1 pseudogene is annotated in these 20,164 nt (G+C 49.8%); it reads left to right on the forward strand.

The window, feature by feature from the left end:
• Positions 1–48 precede the first annotated feature (48 nt).
• Positions 49–20,079, forward strand: a pseudogene (locus F1593_RS03600) (SDR family NAD(P)-dependent oxidoreductase); the annotation flags it as partial.
• Positions 20,080–20,164: the final 85 nt, after the last annotated feature.

Below are 20,164 nucleotides of genomic sequence, written 5' to 3' on the forward strand. Positions count from 1 at the left end.
AACCTGGCGAGCACGCTACCACCTGCCCCTGCCACAGAGAACAGGGATTTAGCAGAAAAAGCCAGTCGCTATCTACGCCGCCTGCTCTCTAAGGTTATTGAACTACCAGCAGAACGTATCGAAATAGATGTGGCTCTAGAGAAATATGGTATTGACTCTATCATGGCGATGGAATTGACCAATGAACTGGAACAGACCTTTGGTCCACTCCCTAAAACACTATTTTTCGAGTACCAGACTATTCAGGACCTTACCACCTACTTTTTAACTATTCATCACGAGCAATTGCGTGCAACGCTGGGGCCAGCAGTCACCCAGCCAACCATAGCACGAGATAACCCGCGACGACAAACAGCCATTCCCTTTCAGGAATCATCGGTACAGGAACAGATCAACCATGTACAGGCCACTTCTGATCCATCTACATGGGAGCAAGGCAAAACGTCGCCTCTTGCCATCGCAATTATTGGTCTGGCTGGCAAATATCCCCAGGCAGAAAATATTCAACAATTCTGGGAAAATCTCGCTGCCGGGAAAGATTGTATTCGTGAGATCCCTGCAAATCGCTGGGATCATAGCCTCTATTTTGACGAAAAAAAGAACATTCCTGGAAAAACGTATAGTAAATGGGGTGGCTTCCTGGATGGCATCGAAAACTTTGATCCTCTCTTCTTTAACATCTCACCGCTGGATGCTGAAATTATGGATCCTCAGGAACGCCTCTTTTTACAGTGTGCCTATGAAACGCTTGAGGATGCTGGCTATATCCGACCTATCCAGGACAACTCGACCGGAAATAGTCTGGATCACAATGTCGGAGTCTTTGTGGGCGTGATGTATGAAGAGTATCAGCTTTACGGGGCCCAGGAACAGATCAAAGGTCAGCCTATCGCATTGAGCGGTAATTCATCATCGATCGCCAATAGAGTGTCCTACTTCTGCAACTTCAATGGGCCAAGTGTCGCATTGAATACAATGTGCTCTTCCTCCCTGACAGCGATCCATCTGGCCTGTCAAAGTCTACAGCGTGGCGAGTGTAAGAGCGCTTTAGCAGGAGGTGTCAACGTTTCGCTCCATCCAAATAAGTATTTGCTCCTTGGTCAGGGCAACTTCGCATCCAGCAAAGGACGCTGTGAGAGCTTTGGCGCCGGGGGCGATGGATATGTGCCCGGTGAAGGCGTTGGAGCCGTGTTATTGAAACCGCTCCACCAGGCGATCGCTGATCAGGATCATATCTATGGTGTGATTAAAGGTACAGCTATCAACCACGGTGGCAAAACCAATGGTTATACGGTACCAACTCCCAATCTCCAGGCCGCGCTGATTACGCAAGCGCTGAAAGATTCTGGGATCAATCCACAGATGGTCAGTTACATTGAAGCCCATGGCACTGGTACCGCGCTCGGTGATCCCATCGAGATTGCTGGATTAACCAGAGCTTTTCAAGCATATACATACACAAAACAATACTGCTCGATTGGTTCTGTGAAGTCGAATATTGGACACTGTGAGAGCGCCGCAGGGATTGCGGGCCTTACCAAAATCTTATTGCAAATGCAGCATAAACTCCTGGTACCTTCGCTACATTCCACCACGATCAATCCCAATATTGATCTTGCAAGCACACCCTTCTTTGTCCAACAGGAATTAGCCGCATGGCAACGCCCACAGTTCAAAGACGATGCGGGCATCCACGAATACCCAAGAATTGCAGGCATCTCGTCATTTGGGGCCGGGGGCTCTAACGCCCATATTCTGATCGAGGAGTATATCCCCTCAAGCCCTGTATTGCTACCACTGCCTATTACACCAGAGAATCCTGCGGTTATTGTCCTTTCTGCTCGTACAGCGGACCGACTACGTGCGCTGGCCCGCCAGCTATTAGCCACTCTGGATACCCGGACGTTTACCGACGACGACCTGGCAGCGCTGGCCTACACACTTCAAGTGGGCAGGGAAGCGTTAGAGGAGCGGCTCGCATTTACAGTAACCTCTATACAAGAACTTAAAAATACGCTAAAAGCATTCGTAGAGGATAAGCAAGCTGCCAGTGATTTCTATCGAGGACAGGTGAAGCAAAATAAAGAAACCCTGGGCCTCTTTACTATCGATGACGAACTACAAACCACCATCGACCAATGGGTACAGCGTCGCAAATATGAACGTCTACTAGATTTCTGGACAAAAGGGCTGACTTTTGATTGGAACAAACTCTATGGTACGATCAAGCCTCAGCGCATCAGCCTGCCTACCTACCCTTTCGAAAAAAAGCCCTATTGGCGACCAGCTAAAGATATCCTCACACCTCTCACAACAAAAAACGCATCATCTCAGCTGCATCCACTATTGCATCGCAATACGTCTGACTTCTCTGAACAGCGTTTTAGCTCACGTTTTAGCGGGCATGAATTCTTTTTACGTGACCATGTCGTGCAGGGTCACAAAGTCCTACCCGGAGTCGCATATCTGGAGATGGCACACGAAGCGCTTAAGCAATCGCTAGACCTGGACGATGGGGCAACACAAACTATAATCTCGCTTAAAAATGTCGTCTGGCTACGTCCCATTATCGTTGATGAAACGCCGGTCGACGTGCATATCAGCCTCTCCCCTGAGGAGAATGGCAACATCGATTTTGAAATCTATACACTGCCAGCAGCATCAGAATCAACTGACGAGATCATCATCCATAGCCAGGGAACAGCTATCTTACGAGAAGAAGTCAACCGTACTTCAGTGGATTTGATGGCGCTACAAGCCGCTACACAGCCATGCGCCATCAGTCCGGCAGCGCTCTATCAAACCTTTGCGGACTTAGACATACACTATGGTCCCACCTTACAAAGTATTACGGATCTCTATACAGGTCAAGATTATATTCTGGCAAAGCTGACATTACCCGCCAGCCTGGCTGCGGAACAATCTCGTTTTGACTTGCATCCCAGTTTGCTCGATGCTTCCTTGCAAGCCACGCTTGCTTTGCTGTTAAAAGAGACTGAAGATACCTCTTCACTTACTCTGGCTCTCCCATTTGCCCTGCACGAACTGGAGGTCCTTCAGCCATGTCCACCGACCCTCTGGGCACATATTCGCTTCACACCCACTAGCTCATCCGTTCAGAACCTGCAACAGATAGATCTTGATCTGCTGGATGAGAGCGGTAATCTTTGTCTAGGTTTACGTGGTTATACCTCTCGTACACTGCCAGCCTCTACGCTCGCCAAAAACAATCCACAACAAGAGTCCAGCATCCTTACATTTATCCGAGACTGGCAACCAGCACCACAAACTGTATCCACGATTGTCGCTACTCATGCTGCGCATGCTATTCATCACTTACTCATTCTCTGCGAAACAGCCTCGCTTTCACCTGCTCAGGTGACAACCCGTTTTCCGCAGGCTCAAAGTCTCTTCTTGCAGGACGGGACTTCTGACCTGGCTCAGCGTTTCCACGGCTATGCGGAACGCACTCTCTCAACAGTGCAACATCTGCTACAGGAACACCCACACAAGCCACTCCTGCTTCAACTCCTGGTACATACCGATCCACAATCAGCTCTCTTCGCAGGTCTCTTTGCTATGCTGCAAAGTGCCCAGGCTGAATATCCCACCCTCAATGCTCAACTGATAGTAATGGATACAGATACAGCTGCTACGCTTCTACTCGATAGATTGGAACATGACAGCCTTCAGCCCTGGCAGAATCATTTGCGCTATCAGGGAGATCAACGTCTGCTGGCTACCTGGCGAAATGCATCATCAACCTTGAGTAGTTCCCCTCTACCATGGAGAGAGAAAGGCATCTATTTAATCACTGGTGGCCTTGGTGGTCTGGGCTTCCTCTTTGCGCAGGAAATCATCCGTCAGGCTCCCCAGGCAACGCTCATTCTTCTGGGTCGCTCTGCTCTGACCGACACGCAACAGGCTCAATTGCAAAGTCTGGCAATCGGTGGAGCGCATATCGATTATCAGCAAGTTGATGTTGCGAATACGCAAAATATACACACACTGGTACAGAATATCGTCCAGCGTTACGGAGGATTACACGGTATTCTGCATAGCGCTGGCGTGTTACGCGATAGTTTTGTGCTCAAGAAAACGACACAGGAGTTACATGAGGTGCTGGCGCCTAAAGTTGATGGTGTCATTAATCTGGATGAAGCCAGCAAAGAGCTTCAACTTGATTTCTTTGTTCTCTTCTCTTCACTGGCCGCTGTATTGGGTAATGCAGGTCAGAGCGATTATGCTACAGCGAATGCCTTCATGGATGCATATGCAAGTTACCGCACCGATTTGGTCGCGCAAGGACAACGTCAGGGACGGACCCTCTCGCTCAACTGGCCGCTCTGGGAAGAAGGCGGCATGCAGGTAACTGAAACTACCAGACGACTACTCTTACGTACTATGGGAATGCTACCACTACACACAGCCTCAGGTATGCAAGCTTTCTATCACAGCCTGCAAATGGATAATACCCAGGCTCTGGTCATTGAGGGATATGCAGAACAAATCAAAGCACACTTAAGCACTTTGTTAGCACCGGATACTGTGCCAATGGCATCAATCCCACCAGCCACACAGCCAGAAGTTCCCTCTACAATCCAGACGCACCAGGATGAGATACCAGAGGCAAACGATCTTACGGACAGGTTACAACATGCACTTATCCAGATGGTTAGCAAGCTCTTCAAGGTCAGTGCCCAGGAGCTAGATATTCATGCTGAATTGAGTGACTACGGTTTTGATTCGATTGCCTTGACGCAATTTGCGAACGCATTGAATCATGATTTCGATCTCTACCTGACACCAACAATCTTCTTTGAATGCCCTACTCTGCATCACCTGACAAAATATTTGCTTGAACACCATCAAGCAGCCATGAGCGCGAAGCTTGGCTCTTCCATCCCTACATCAGCACGTCAACAATATGATGGCCTGGATCAGAAAGAAAACAGTAGTAATCATGCGGCAAAAGAGGATCATGAAATCAGCACATCGCCGGCCCCCCATGTCCGCAAAAGAGCAAAAGGACGGCTGACTCGTAGAGGGGAGCTGCCACTCTCTCAATTAAATGAACCATCAGTTACAAAACCACTAGCCGAAGCCATTGCGATTGTCGGTATCAGCGGCACCTTCCCTCAGGCCGGTGATCTAAACGCTTACTGGCACAATCTACTAGAGGGGAAGGATTGCATCAGTGAGATTCCACGCTCGCGTTGGGATTGGCGGGACTACTACGGTAATCCTGTGCAGGAAACCAATAAAACCAATGTCACGCAGGCCGGTATTATCGATGGTATTGATGAGTTTGATCCGCTCTTCTTCAAGATCTCTCCACAGGAAGCCGAGCTGATGGACCCACAACAACGCTTGTTGATGACATATGTCTGGAAAATGCTAGAAGATGCCGGTTATACAGCGCAACATCTGGCTGGTAGCGACACGGGGCTGTTTGTTGGGACCGGAAGCAGTGGCTACTATGAACTGATCACACAGGCAAATCGAGGCATTGAGGGCTACTCCTCTACAGCACTTATACCATCAATGGGACCCAGCCGAATGAGCTACTTTCTTAACTGGCACGGCCCCAGTGAGGCGATCGAAACTGCCTGCTCAAGTTCATTGGTAGCTATCCACCATGCCGTAGGAGCGATTGAGCGTGGGGATTGCACGATGGCAGTTGCTGGCGGTATCAACACGATTGTGGTGCCCGATTTGCATATTAGTCTGAGTAAAGCAGGAATGCTCTGCGCAGATGGGCATTGCAAGCCTTTTTCAGCCCTGGCCAACGGATATGTCCGAGGGGAGGGTGTTGGCATGCTCTTGCTGAAAAAAGTAAAGGATGCTGAAGCGGATGGAGATCACATCTATGGTATCATTCGCTCAACAGCGATGAACCATGGAGGTCATGCTAATTCACTAACCGCACCTAACCCTGAGGCTCAAGCGGAACTCCTAATCTCAGCATATACCAGAGCGGGCATCGACCCACGTACCATTGGCTATATCGAAGCACATGGAACAGGGACCCCCCTTGGAGATCCCATTGAGATCAATGGACTTAAAAGCGCGTTCAAGAAACTCTATCAAGCTACCGGAAGCTCAGAGATCACAGATGTACACTGCGGACTGGGATCGGTTAAGAGTAATATTGGACATTTAGAGCTGGCCGCCGGTGTGGCCGGGGTCATTAAAGTTCTGCTACAGATGAAACACCAGACACTGGTGAAAAGTCTGCACTGCGAACAGGTGAATCCTTATATTCAGTTGGATGGGAGCCCTTTCTATCTGGTCCGCGAGAAGCTTCCCTGGAAAGCGCTGAAAGATGAGCAGGGCAACGAACTTCCAAGGCGCGCTGGCGTGAGTTCATTCGGCTTTGGTGGCGTAAATGCTCACGTGGTCATTGAGGAATATCGCCCTCCCGTACGAGCAAAGCTAACAACAACGGCACCAGAGAACCCGGCACTCATAGTGCTCTCCGCCAGGGATGAACCCCGTCTGAAGGAGTACGCCCATCAACTGTTGACCTATCTTGAGGAAGAGGAAGAGACACATTCCTTCTCTCGGCTCGCGGAGATTGCTTATACCCTCCAGGTGGGTCGAGAGGCCATGGAAGAGCGGTTGGCACTCCTGGTACATTCACTTCCTGAATTGCAGACTGAATTGCATAACTGGCTTCAGGGTCAGCAGACACAATTTGCGCTCTATAGAGGACAGGTCAAGAACCATAAAGATGCAGCCTCGCTCTTGAGCAGCGATGATGATCTACAAGAAGCTATGCAGGAAACGGTAAAAAAATGGCTGCAACGCCGGCAATACGGAAAATTGTTAGAGTGGTGGGTCCGAGGTCTGAAACTGGATTGGAACCAGTTATATGGACCACAACGTCCTGCGCGCATCAGCCTGCCAACCTATCCCTTTGCCCGCGAACACTACTGGGTCTCACCACCCGCCAGCCAGTTACCTGCACCAAAAGCACAGACGACCGGGCAGCTTGCGCCGGTTATCCATCCTCTGGTTCAACAGAACATCTCAGATTTCTTTGGTCAGCGTTTCCGCACAACACTGACAGGGCAGGAATTTTTCCTGCGCGATCACATCGTTCAACAACAACGTATCCTACCAGCTGTGGCCTATCTTGAAATGGCTTATGCCGCCATCACAGAAGCGCTACAACTTCCGCACCATGCCCCCCTGCGCTTGAGTCAAATCGTATGGCTACGCCCAATCTCAGTTGGTGAGCAAGCTATATCACTCCAGATTGAACTAGAACTGCTCGAAAATACTCTCGTTGCGTTCAAAATTACTGATCAGAACACTGAACCTACCATTTTTTGCCAGGGTAACGCAACCATCCTTGATGTGACACAGCTGCCTTCTCCTCTGGATATCAGCAGACAGCAACAGCAATGTCAACACTCGTCGCTCAGCGCACAACAATATTACGAGCAATTCAGCAATCTGGGCATAGCATATGGACCAACATTACAGGCACTAAAACAGGTCACAGTGGGAGATGGGCAGGCGCTGGCTCGCCTGGCATTACCAGCCAGCGTGCTTGAAAACGCCAGGCAGTATACGCTGCATCCCAGTTTTCTAGATTCAGCCTTTCAGGCAGCGCTTAGCCTGGCGCAACAGACACAGACACAGACAGGAGCAGAGGCATATTTGCCCTTTGAATTGCAGGAATTGGAGATCTTTACCCCAACACCTGTACAAGGATGGGCCTGGATTCGTGCTCGGCAGGCTCAATTAGCCAGCCATCAATTCGACCTTGAATTATGCGATGAACAGGGCCAGATATGCATTGGTTTACGTGGTCTGACACTGCGCCCATCACTATCATCGGCCACTCCCCATTTAGAGGCTGCCCCATCATTACCACATACGGGAACCATTAAGCTTACTCCCATATGGGATGCTCAGCCGCTAGAGCAAGGTCCTGTATGGCCTCTTCAGTCTGCTCATGTAGCACTCATTGGCGTAACACCAGAACAACAGCAAACGCTCAAAAATTTCCATCCCAATGCCAGGATACTCCCAATTGAAGCAGATGCTTCAATTGAAGATCTGAGTGCCTATCTTTTGGAAATGCCTCACTTTGAGCATATTTTCTGGGTTGCCCCTGAGAGATCCCACAGCGATCCAGACAGTAATGAGCTCATCACAACCCAGAATACTGGCGTCATGCACTGTTTCCGCTTCATCAAGGCTCTTTTGCAAACAGGCTATGCCACCAAAGCGCTGGGCTGGACCGTGCTCACCCAACAAACATATAGTCCATCTATCACAGATAAAATCATGCCCACCCATGCAGCGCTCTATGGCTTGCTAGGTTCACTGGCAAAGGAGTATCCTCACTGGCAACTACGCCTGGTAGATTTGCCTGCAGGAGCAAACTGGCCATTCGATCAATTGTGGAGACTGCCTGCGGATCCACAGGGCAATGGCTGGCTCTATCATCACCAACAGTGGTATCGGCAACGGCTGATGCCTCTGGCTACGGCATCAGCTACAGATAACATTCATGCCTATCGAACAGGTGGTGTCTATGTAGTAATCGGTGGCGCAGGCGGCATCGGCACAGCATGGACAGACTATATGCTCCGTCATTATCAAGCGCAGGTCATCTGGATCGGACGCCGCAACAAGACTACCATTATTCAAGAACGCTTGCAGTATCTGGCACAACTGGGACCAGCTCCAGAGTATATCACTGCTGATGCCAGCGATGAGCAAGCACTCACACGTGCATACAAGCAGATTAAGGAACGCTATGGACAGATCCATGGAGTTATCCACGCAGCAATAACATTGCATGATCAGAGCCTGCAAAAGATGGATGAAGAGAGCTTCCGTACAGTACTCACGGCCAAGGTGGATGTGAGTGTGCGCCTGGCTCAGGTTTTTCAGCAGGAACATCTGGATTTTGTGCTCTTTTTCTCCTCATTCAATGCCTTTGCCAGACTGGCTGGTCAGAGTAATTATGCGGCTGGCTGTACCTTCGTGCAGGCATTCACAGAATGTCTACGCCAGGATTGGTCCCATACAGCGGTAAAGGTTATCAATTGGGGCTACTGGGGCAGTATCGGGATCGTCTCGACACAGGAATATCGCGAGCGCATGGCACAAGCAGGGCTTGGCTCGATTGAGCCAGCAGAGGCAATGATGGTATTGGAAGAGTTACTGTCCTCTCCAATCAATCAATATGTTCATCTAAAGGCAACACAGCCACAGGCGACCGCCACGATAGATTGGAATGATCAGCTTACGACGGTATCCACAACACAAATGTCTCTGATCAAGTATCTACCAGCACGCCTGCCTGATCTAAGTCAATCATTTGCGCAACTCCAGCGCGATCTAACCCCTCCCGCACAGCGTCTGGATACGCTGCTCGGGCGTCTGCTCATGGCCCAGTTGCAAACCACAGGCTGGTTCTCCAACACACCAGTTACGCTGGAAAGCCTGAAGACCCGTCCGGGTTTTCCTTTACTCTACGATCGCTGGCTCTCTGAAACGATAGAGCAACTTGCTCAGAAGCAGCATCTTCACTACAACAGGCAGACCGCTACCATTACTGATCCAATCACCGTTGATAGCCAGTCGGTCTGGCAGGAATGGGAGGAACAAAAAGCTCTCTGGTCGAAGGATCTGGGCTTGCAAGCTCAAATAACCCTGGTGGAAACAGCGCTGCGCGCGTTGCCAGACATTCTCAATGGTCATATTCCTGCAACCGATGTGCTTTTTCCACATTCATCGATGCATCTGGTTGAAAGTCTCTATAAACATAATCAGCTCGCCGATTTCTTTAATAAGCTCCTGGCTGAGGCTGTGCTGGCTTATCTCACTACACGAATTGAACAGAATGGGCAGACACGCCTGCGTATTCTGGAAATTGGTGCCGGTACTGGTGGTAGTAGTGCACTTATCTTCGAGAAGCTACGCCCCTACCAATCCTATATCCAGGAATATTGTTATACTGATATCTCACAGGCATTTCTATGGCATGCAGAGCAGGCATATGGCCCACAATACCCTTACCTGACCTATCAACTCTTTGATATTGAAGCATCTCCAGCTGAGCAAGGAATGGCTTTGGGAACGTATGATCTGGTCATCGCGGCTAATGTGCTACATGCAACCCACAATATGCGCCAGACGGTACGCCATGCCAAATCTCTCCTTCAGGGAAACGGTCTTCTTCTACTTAACGAACTTAGTCAGAAGAGCCTCTTTCTGCACCTTACCTTTGGCCTGCTTGAGGGCTGGTGGCGCTACGAAGATCCAGAACTGCGTATGTCAGGAAGCCCGACATTAACCTTAGAGGGCTGGAAAGAGGTACTCTACAGCGAAGGATTTGATAATATATATGCAGTAACCAGGGGCCTACCGGACGTCAGTCAACAGGTGCTTGTAGCAGAGAGCAATGGAGTGATTCGCCAACGTCAATTACCTGCACAGGCCCTGGATGCTCATACAGCACCACAACCAGTACAACCCTCACCAATGCCGATCATAACCCACATCGGCTCAGAAGAGGAGTTGCGTCAGCAGAGCACTGCATATTTCAAAACCGCAGTCGCAGAGGTCTTAAAGCTGCCAGTATCGACGATCGACGAAGATGCCCCACTGGCAAACTATGGCCTGGACTCGATTCTGGTCGTTCAATTGACAGAGAGACTACGCCGCGTCATCCCCTCGATCAGCAGTACAGTGTTCTTTGAATATACAACTGTCAGTGCCCTGGTCGATCACTTCCTGCAGGTTGAGCATGAGGCATTACGGCAGTTGAGCATATCCACACCGTCTACACCATCCCCGGTCACACCTGCTGTACATCCAACCCGATCACCCGCAACAATGACGCCGACAAAACGCTTTTTAAACCAGCCTGTCCCTGCTGCATCTCAGCCTGCACCTGATACCACCAATGCGAATGAACCCATCGCCATCGTCGGGCTGGCTGGTCGCTATCCAGGCGCTCCTGATCTGGATACGTTCTGGCAGAATCTGCTGGCGGGACGGAGCGCGATCAGTGAGATTCCTGCTGAGCGCTGGAAGTGGCAAGACTACTTCGAACCAACCCGAGGAAAATCAGGTTCTCATTACACGCGTTGGGGTGGTTTCCTCTCGGAGATCGACACCTTCGATCCTACATTCTTCGGGCTCTCGCCACAAGAAGCGCGCTTAATGGATCCACAGGAACGCCTCTTTCTGGAAGCTGCCTATGCCTGCATTCAGGATGCAGGTTATACGCCAGAACAACTGGATACACAGCAGCAAGTAGGCATTTTTGTGGGCGTGATGAATAGCAACTATCCCAGCGGAGCGCGCTACTGGTCTATCGCCAATCGCATTTCCTATCTACTCAACTTTCACGGTCCAAGTATCGCTGTTGATTCTGCTTGCTCTGCTTCATTGACGGCTATCCATCTTGCGTGCGAGAGTTTACGCAATGGGGATTGCGCCTGTGCGCTTGTTGGTGGGGTAAATCTGATTGTAGATCCTGTCCATTATCTGCGTCTCTCCGAGGCTGGTATGCTTTCAGCCAGTGAGCAGTGCCGCTCCTTTGGGGAAGAGGCAGATGGATTTGTGGATAGTGAGGGTGTTGGTGCGATCCTCTTGAAACCGCTAACAAGCGCACTCGCGGATGGGGACCATATCTATGGCCTGATTAAGGCAACGGCGATCAGTCATAGTGGGAAAACTCATGGCTATACCGTTCCTAGTCCACAGGCTGAGGCTCAAGTGATCGCTAAGGCACTACAACGCGCCAATGTTCCGGCTCGTAGCATTAGCTATCTGGAGGCACACGGTTCCGGTACAGCGCTGGGAGATGCAATTGAAATTGCTGGCTTGAGCCGGGCCTATGCTGAACAAACTACAGACACCCAGTACTGCTCACTCGGCTCGGTCAAATCGAATATTGGTCATGCGGAGAGCGCCTCAGGTATGGCAGGTCTGACCAAGATTCTGCTACAGTTCAAACACCAACAATTGGTACCATCTTTACATGCGCATGCCCCCAACCACCATATCAACTTCAAAACAACACCCTTTGTGCTCCAAAAGGAGACGGCACCCTGGACGCAGCCCTATCTAGAACTTGATGGCAAGTTTCAACATGTTCCACGTCGGGCAGGGCTCTCTTCTTTCGGGGCCGGCGGAGCAAATGCACACCTGATCGTTGAAGAATATATCTCCAACCAGCCCACAAACCCAATGATTATCTCACCACAACAACCGGCACTACTGGTACTCTCGGCAAAAACCGAGCTGCAATTGCGTGAGATAGCACAACAGTTGCTCTCCTTCCTGCAAGAACACCGCTATACGCAAAGCGACCTACCGGCGATTGCCTATACCCTGCAAGTGGGACGAGAAGCGCTGGAAGAACGTCTGGCCTTACAGGTAACCACCCTATCCGATATCCAGACCGGATTAGACGCATGGCTTGAAGGACAGGATAAGGTTCCCAATCTTTATCGAGGACAGAGTAAACACGCGAAAGAGGCTGCCGCGCAGTTTGTTTCCCTCGCAGAACAAGATCAAACTATCGGGACCTGGATACAGACCAAAAATTATGCACAACTTTTACAATGGTGGGTACAAGGCCAACACCTCGACTGGAACAGGCTGTACAGTCCAACCTTCTCGCGACCGCGGCGCATCAGCCTGCCAACCTATCCCTTTGCCCGCGAACACTATTGGCTGACTGTACCTAAAACATCTGACATGGTGAAGAGTACGACTTCTGAACCGGTTGCTTCTGAGTCCAAAAAAACTCATCTTGACGCTGCTTTAAATCAGGCAGGTCAGGAGTTGCCAACAGCTCCTCTTGCTCGCAAGCAAGACACCAATACCTATGCACTGATCTCTCATACTGAGACAAAAGACCTTCAGGAACAGGTGCAAGTAATCTTAATTCAAACCCTTTCCATGCTATTTAAGGTATCTGATGAGGATATAGATCCTCAAGCTGAACTGGGTGACTATGGCTTTGACTCCATCACCTTTGTTCAATTCACCGACGAGCTTAATAAAATATTGCAGCTTGATTTAACGCCTCCTGTCCTCTTCGAATATACAACGCTCCATAGCCTGACGGCCTACCTGATGGATAATTATTACGAAACCTTGCTCACAGCAGTTAGCACCAGGCAGTCCACAGCAGCCAGTACTGAACCGGCAATAAAGATTGAACCAGAACGAAGCGCACCAGATCTATCGGCATCTGATGCGATCAGACAGACTGTGGTGGAGGAATCTCCTGATCACGAAGCTATTGCGATTGTTGGAATGAGTGGTTCATTTCCAATGGCGAAAGATCTGGATATGTACTGGCAGAATTTGCGAGAAGGGAAGGACTGTATCAGTGAAATTCCTCCCTCACGCTGGGATTGGCAGGCTCTATACGGCGACCCTGCTCGTGAAGCTAACAAAACCAACATCAAATGGGGCGGTTTCATTGATGGCGTGGCTGAGTTCGATCCGCTCTTCTTTGGCATTTCGCCCCGCGAAGCAGAGTTGATGGATCCCCAGCAACGCCTGCTAATGACCTATGCCTGGAAAGCCATCGAAGACGCAGGCATCGCGGCCTCCAGCCTGGCCGGAAGTCAAACCGGGATTTTTGTGGGAACGTCAGTCAGCGGTTATAGTGGATTGCTGGCTCAGGCTTATCTTCCTACAGATAACTATTCATCCACGAGCTTTGTTCCTTCCATAGGCCCCAACCGTATGAGTTTCTTCTTGAACATTCATGGGCCCAGTGAGCCTGTTGAGACTGCCTGTTCCAGTTCTCTGGTCGCCATTCATCATGCAATGGATGCGATGGCCAATGGCAGTTGTGAGATGGCCATTGTTGGAGGTGTGAACACCATCGTTACTCCGGACGGTCATATCAGCTTTAGTAAAGCTGGTATGCTGGCTCCAGATGGCCGTTGCAAGACATTCTCCGCGCAAGCTGATGGTTATGTACGCAGTGAAGGGGTAGGGATGCTTGTCCTGAAAAAGCTGAGTGCTGCTGAACGCGACGGCAACCATATCTATGGCTTATTACGCAGTGCAGCAGAAAATCACGGCGGACGAGCCAGTACATTGACCGCCCCTAATCCTAAAGCAGAGGCAGATGTGTTGGTCTCGGCCTATACCAGAGCAGGGATAGATCCTGGCACTGTTACCTATATTGAGACGCATGGCACGGGAACTGAATTAGGCGATCCGATTGAGATCAATGGACTTAAAGCCGCATTCAAAGAACTCTATCGAGCCAACACTCAAACTCAGATGCCAGTCGCCTATTGCGGCCTGGGCTCGGTCAAATCCAATATTGGTCACGCCGAACTGGCTGCTGGTATTGCTGGAGTCATCAAAGTCCTCTTGCAATTAAAGCATAAAACGCTTGTTAAAACGCTGCATTGCGAGACGGTGAATCCTTATATTCAATTGAAGGGTAGCCCGTTCTATCTGGTACAAGAGACACAACCCTGGGTAGCACTCACAGACCAGAATGGTCACGAACTACCTCGTCGTGCGGGGGTCAGCTCATTCGGTTTCGGTGGTGTAAACGCACATGTGGTAATTGAAGAATATCGACCAGCAATAGTACCCACTCGGGAACTCCCTACGCCATCAGAACCAGTCTGTATCGTCCTTTCAGCGAAAAATAAAGAACGCCTGCATGAGCAAGCAGAACAACTACTGACCTTTATTCAACAACCTACCTCACCAGAGGCTATCAATCTAACCAGTATAGCTTTCACGCTTCAAGTGGGACGTACTGCGCTAGAAGAACGCCTGGCCTTCACAACCAACTCTCTTACAGATCTCACGGAAAAATTGACACAATACATCCAGGGTCTGGACAGCAAGGATCTGTATCAGGGACGCATCAAACGCGCAAAGGAACTTCTACACGGCTTTTCTTCTGAAGAAGCCCTGCAAGAGATGATTGAACACTGCCTGCATCAGCGAGAATATGAGCCATTGCTAGATCTCTGGACCAAAGGTCTGACCTTAGACTGGAACAGGTTCTACCATGAACCCAAACCAGCACGTATCAGTCTGCCAACTTATCCCTTTGCTAGAGACCAGTACTGGGTACCAGCTAATAAGCCAGGCACAAGTAATGGGGAAACAACAGGCTGGCTTCATCCACTACTGCAACAGAATACCTCAGATTTTACAGAACAACGTTTCAGTTCGCGCTTCAGTGGTAACGAGTTCTTTTTGCATGATCATCTTATCCAGGGGCACAAGGTTCTGCCTGCTGCTGCCTATCTGGAGATGGCTCATGCAGCCATCTCACAAACACTGGGTCCAGATACTGAACAAGAACAATCATCTATTGTCCTCTCAGATGTTCACTGGCGGAGACCAATTACTGTCGACGAAGGGCCGATCACGGTACACATCAGCCTGACCCCCATAGAAGATAATAGTATTACTTTTACTATCTATACTGGCTCACCTGAGTCTACAAGCGACCGCATCATCCATTGCGAAGGAAAGTCTACCAGGCGGAAAAGGACCGCGCAGACATCTCTTTCTCTGCCTGAATTACAAACAATCTGCAATCAGGATGAGATCAGTCGAGATCAATTGTATGCCGCCTTTCACGCTGTCGGCATAGACTATGGGGCGAGGCAACAGGCAGTACAAACCATCACCCCGGGTACCGACCAGGCACTGGCCAGATTAGCACTACCAGAAAATATGAGTGCCAGTCAATTCAGCTTTGTAATGCATCCCAGCCTGCTCGATGCAGCGCTTCAAGCAACTATTGTCCTACAAATTGATCCAAATCAATCTGATCAGCCAATGGCACCAGCCCTGCCCTTTGCCTTACATGAGATTGAGATACTTCATCAATGGTCATCTTCGCTCTGGGCATTTATTCGCCGCGCCCCTGACAGCACCACAGATCAAGAGCTACAATTAGACCTCGATCTGTTCGACGAGGCTGGTACGCTCTGTGCCCGCCTGCGTGGTTACACGACACGCATGCAGACAAACACATCACATCCACAACAAGCAGACCCAGCTACCCTTCTATTGCTGCCTGAATGGCAACCGGCCCCTCTGACTACAACCTCTACAGTATTCTCGTCACCTCCAGAACAGCATCTGCTCATTCTCTGCGAGCCTGCGATCCTGTCGGCTGAGCTTATTGAGAACCGTTTCCCTCAAGCAAAAACGCTCATTCTGCATGATCAAATCCCTGATCTGGCTCAACGTTTCCATAACTATGCTACTCATATCCTGCACACAATCCAAAATGTATACCAGGAGTATCCACATCAAGCGCTCCTGGTTCAACTCGTAGGGTATGCCAGCCCACCATCATCTCTCTTCTCAGGACTCTTTGCTTTGCTACAAACTGCCAGAATAGAATATCCAGACTTGATTCCTCAGTTACTTATGGTAGATAGCAATATATCAGCTACAGGATTACTCGATCTGCTAGAACATGATCGACTCTTGCCACAACAGAGTCACCTGCGCTATCAAGAAAATCAGCGTCTGATCGCCTCCTGGCGTGAAGCACCCACTGCCACCACAACTCCTCCTCTACCATGGAAAGAGGATGGTATCTATCTGATCACTGGTGGTATGGGTGGGCTGGGCCTTATCTTTGCACAGGAAATTGCTCGTCGGGCACCACAGGCAACGCTACTTCTTATTGGCCGTTCTGCTCTGACCGATACCCAACAGGCTCAATTGCAAAATCTTGCTACCAGTGTTGCTCATGCCGGTTATCAGCAGGTCGATGTCACTGACACAGCAGCAGTACACACACTGATTGGAGACATTGTACGACGCTTCGGAAGGCTGCACGGCATCCTGCATAGCGCGGGTGTGTTACGTGATAGCGTTATCTTGAAAAAGACCGCACAGGAACTGGATGAAGTCCTGGCACCTAAAGTGGATGGTGTTATCAATCTAGATGAGGCCAGTAAAGATCTGGCACTCGACTTCTTTCTCCTCTTCTCCTCTCTGACAGCGATCACAGGCAATGCTGGCCAGGGTGACTATGCTGCGGCAAATGCGTTCCTGGATTCCTATGCGGACTATCGCGCAGGATTGGTCAAACAAGGTCAACGCCAGGGACGCACGCTCGCGCTTAACTGGCCACTCTGGGAAGAAGGTGGTATGCATGTAACTGAGTCAGCCAGAGCAATGCTTAAAAAGGAGATGGGACTGCTCCCTATGCCAACAAGCAGCGGCATCAATGCTTTGTATACAGCACTGGCGTTAGATGCCCATCAGGTTGCGGTCCTCTGGGGAGAACGCCAACGTCTGCAATCAGCTTTGCTCGATGCTCCCTCTGCAAACACTGGAGAAAAAACAGAACCAGCTATACAACAGACGACCGCGCACCCTGACTCAAGCAGCTCACTTCGCGCTAAAACGCTGCATTATATACGACAATTACTCTCTTCAGTTGCCGGATTGCCACTCCATACAATCGAGGCTGATGCACCACTGGAACAGTATGGCATCGATTCACTGATGATTCTAGACTTGAATCGACAGCTAGCATCAGCATTTGGGCCACTATCAAAAACGCTCTTCTTTGAATATCAGACACTGGATGCTCTCAGCGATTACTTCCTGATCAACCATCTGGAACGTCTCAAACAGCTTATAGGAGCATCAGCGTCGGAGAGTTCTCCTGCAACACAACCAGCAAACAGAGCCACGAAAGCACCTGCTCTAGCCGAGCACACGCGTTTTAGCACACAGCCAGTTGCCTCACAGATCAAACCTCAAAAGGAGCAACTGGCTCTGGATATCGCAATCATCGGTGTGGCCGGGCGCTATCCACAGGCGCAGGATCTACAACAATTCTGGCACAACCTTGCCGAAGGAAAGGATTGCATCACAGAGATCCCCAGGGAGCGCTGGGATTATCATCTCTACTATGATGAAGATAAAAATAAAGCAGGCAAAACCTACAGCAAATGGGGAGGCTTCATCGAGGGCATCGATCAGTTTGATCCGCTCTTCTTTAATATTTCTCCGCGCGAGGCAGAGATTATGGATCCACAGGAGCGACTCTTCTTACAATGTGCCTATGCCACACTGGAAGATGCTGGCTACACACGTGATGCGGTCGCTCGCCGCCAGCAACAGGGCATGGGCAGTAACGTGGGAGTCTACGTCGGAGTGATGTATGAGGAATACCAATTATATGGAGCACAAGAGCAGGTGCGGGGTCGCTCAATTGCTATTCCTGGTAGTCCTTCTACTATCGCCAATCGCGTTTCCTATTTCTGTAATTTCTCCGGGCCAAGCGTGGCAATCGATACGATGTGCTCTTCATCGCTAACCGCAATCCATCTCGCCTGCGGTGCTCTGCTACGTGGGGAATGCACGCTGGCTCTGGCAGGTGGAGTAAATGTCTCGCTCCATCCTAATAAGTACCTTAATCTCGCACAGGGCAAATTTGTCTCAAGTAAGGGTCGCTGCGAGAGTTTTGGAGCTGGTGGAGATGGCTATGTGCCAGGTGAAGGCGTCGGCGCAATTCTCCTCAAACCACTCGCGGCAGCCCGGGCTGATGGGGATCATATCTATGGCATTATCAAAGGTACGGCGGTCAACCACGGTGGCAAAACCAATGGCTATACGGTGCCTAATCCAAATGCGCAGGCCAGCGTTATCAATCGTGCACTCACCGAAGCGCAGATCGATCCACGCACAATCAGTTATATAGAAGCTCACGGCACGGGCACATTCCTGGGTGATCCAATCGAGATCGCAGGTCTGACCAAAACATTTCAGGCCCAGACGCAAGAGCGACAATTCTGTGCGATTGGATCTGTCAAATCGAACATCGGGCACTGTGAAAGCGCAGCAGGCATTGCTGGAGTAACCAAGGTCTTGCTTCAGATGAAGCATCGCCAGCTTGTGCCTTCTCTGCATACTGAAGAGCTTAATCCTAATATCGACTTTAGTCAGACGCCCTTTACGGTTCAACAACAGCTCACGCCATGGCACCGTCCCACCATTCAAACAAATACGATCAGTCAAGAATATCCTCGCAGGGCAGGCATTTCAGCCTTCGGAGCAGGTGGCTCTAATGCTCACATTATCATCGAAGAATATGTCCCAGAAATGTCCCCTGCCCAATCTATCGAACAACCACAATCACCTGCCTTGATTGTTCTATCAGCGAAAAACACGACGCGCCTGAAAGAACAAGCCCAACGTTTATTGGCAACCATCAGCGAGCAACCCTTCTCACAAAACGATATCACCAACATTGCTTACACCTTGCAGGTGGGCAGAGAAGCCATGGACGCACGTCTCGCCTTTCTGGTACACACTCTCGCTGAGCTTAAGGAGCAATTGCAAAAATATGTCGCCGGAACAGATTCAACTGGACCGTGGTACCAGGGACAGGCCAGACGCAATCACGAAACATTCTCGCTCTTTGCTACTGATGAAGAACTGCGCGATGCTATTGAGAAATGGATTCAAAAAGGCAAATATGACAAAATCCTACAGGTGTGGGTCAACGGCCTGGCACTCGATTGGAACAAACTCTATGCAGTTAAACCACAGCGCATTAGCCTGCCTGGCTATCCATTTGCCAGGGAACGCTACTGGATACCAACGATGAATATACATAATCCAGCCAATGGTGCCATCGGTATCGATTTTACAGGCCAACCACTATACAACGAATCTCAACCAGATCAATCTACACATATAACTGAAACAGTGACACCATCTTCAGAGGCATTTACCTCAACAATACGTAATTTGCAACAACGTCTCAAAAACACAATCAAGCCGCTACAGCTTGCAGTGGCTTCAGAAGGACCAACACCAGCCATCAAACAGCAGGAGCTACAGCAATGGTTACAAAACGCATTGATGCGCACAATATCCGGATTACTAATCGTGGATCTTGAGCATATCGATATTCATATGGAACTCAAGGAGTATGGCTTCGATCAGCTAACACTGGCGACCTTACGTGATAAACTCAATCATGAGTATCAACTTGAATTAAGTCCCACCATCTTCTTTGATTACCCAACCGTCTCTACTCTTGCTCACTACCTGATAAATACATACGAAGATCGGTTGGTACCATACTTTCAACGCATGACACCTATTGAAGCATAAAAGCTGCTTTCCAGGGTAGCAATAA

This window comes from Dictyobacter arantiisoli (assembly GCF_008326305.1).
Classification (GTDB): Bacteria; Chloroflexota; Ktedonobacteria; order Ktedonobacterales; family Ktedonobacteraceae; genus Dictyobacter; species Dictyobacter arantiisoli.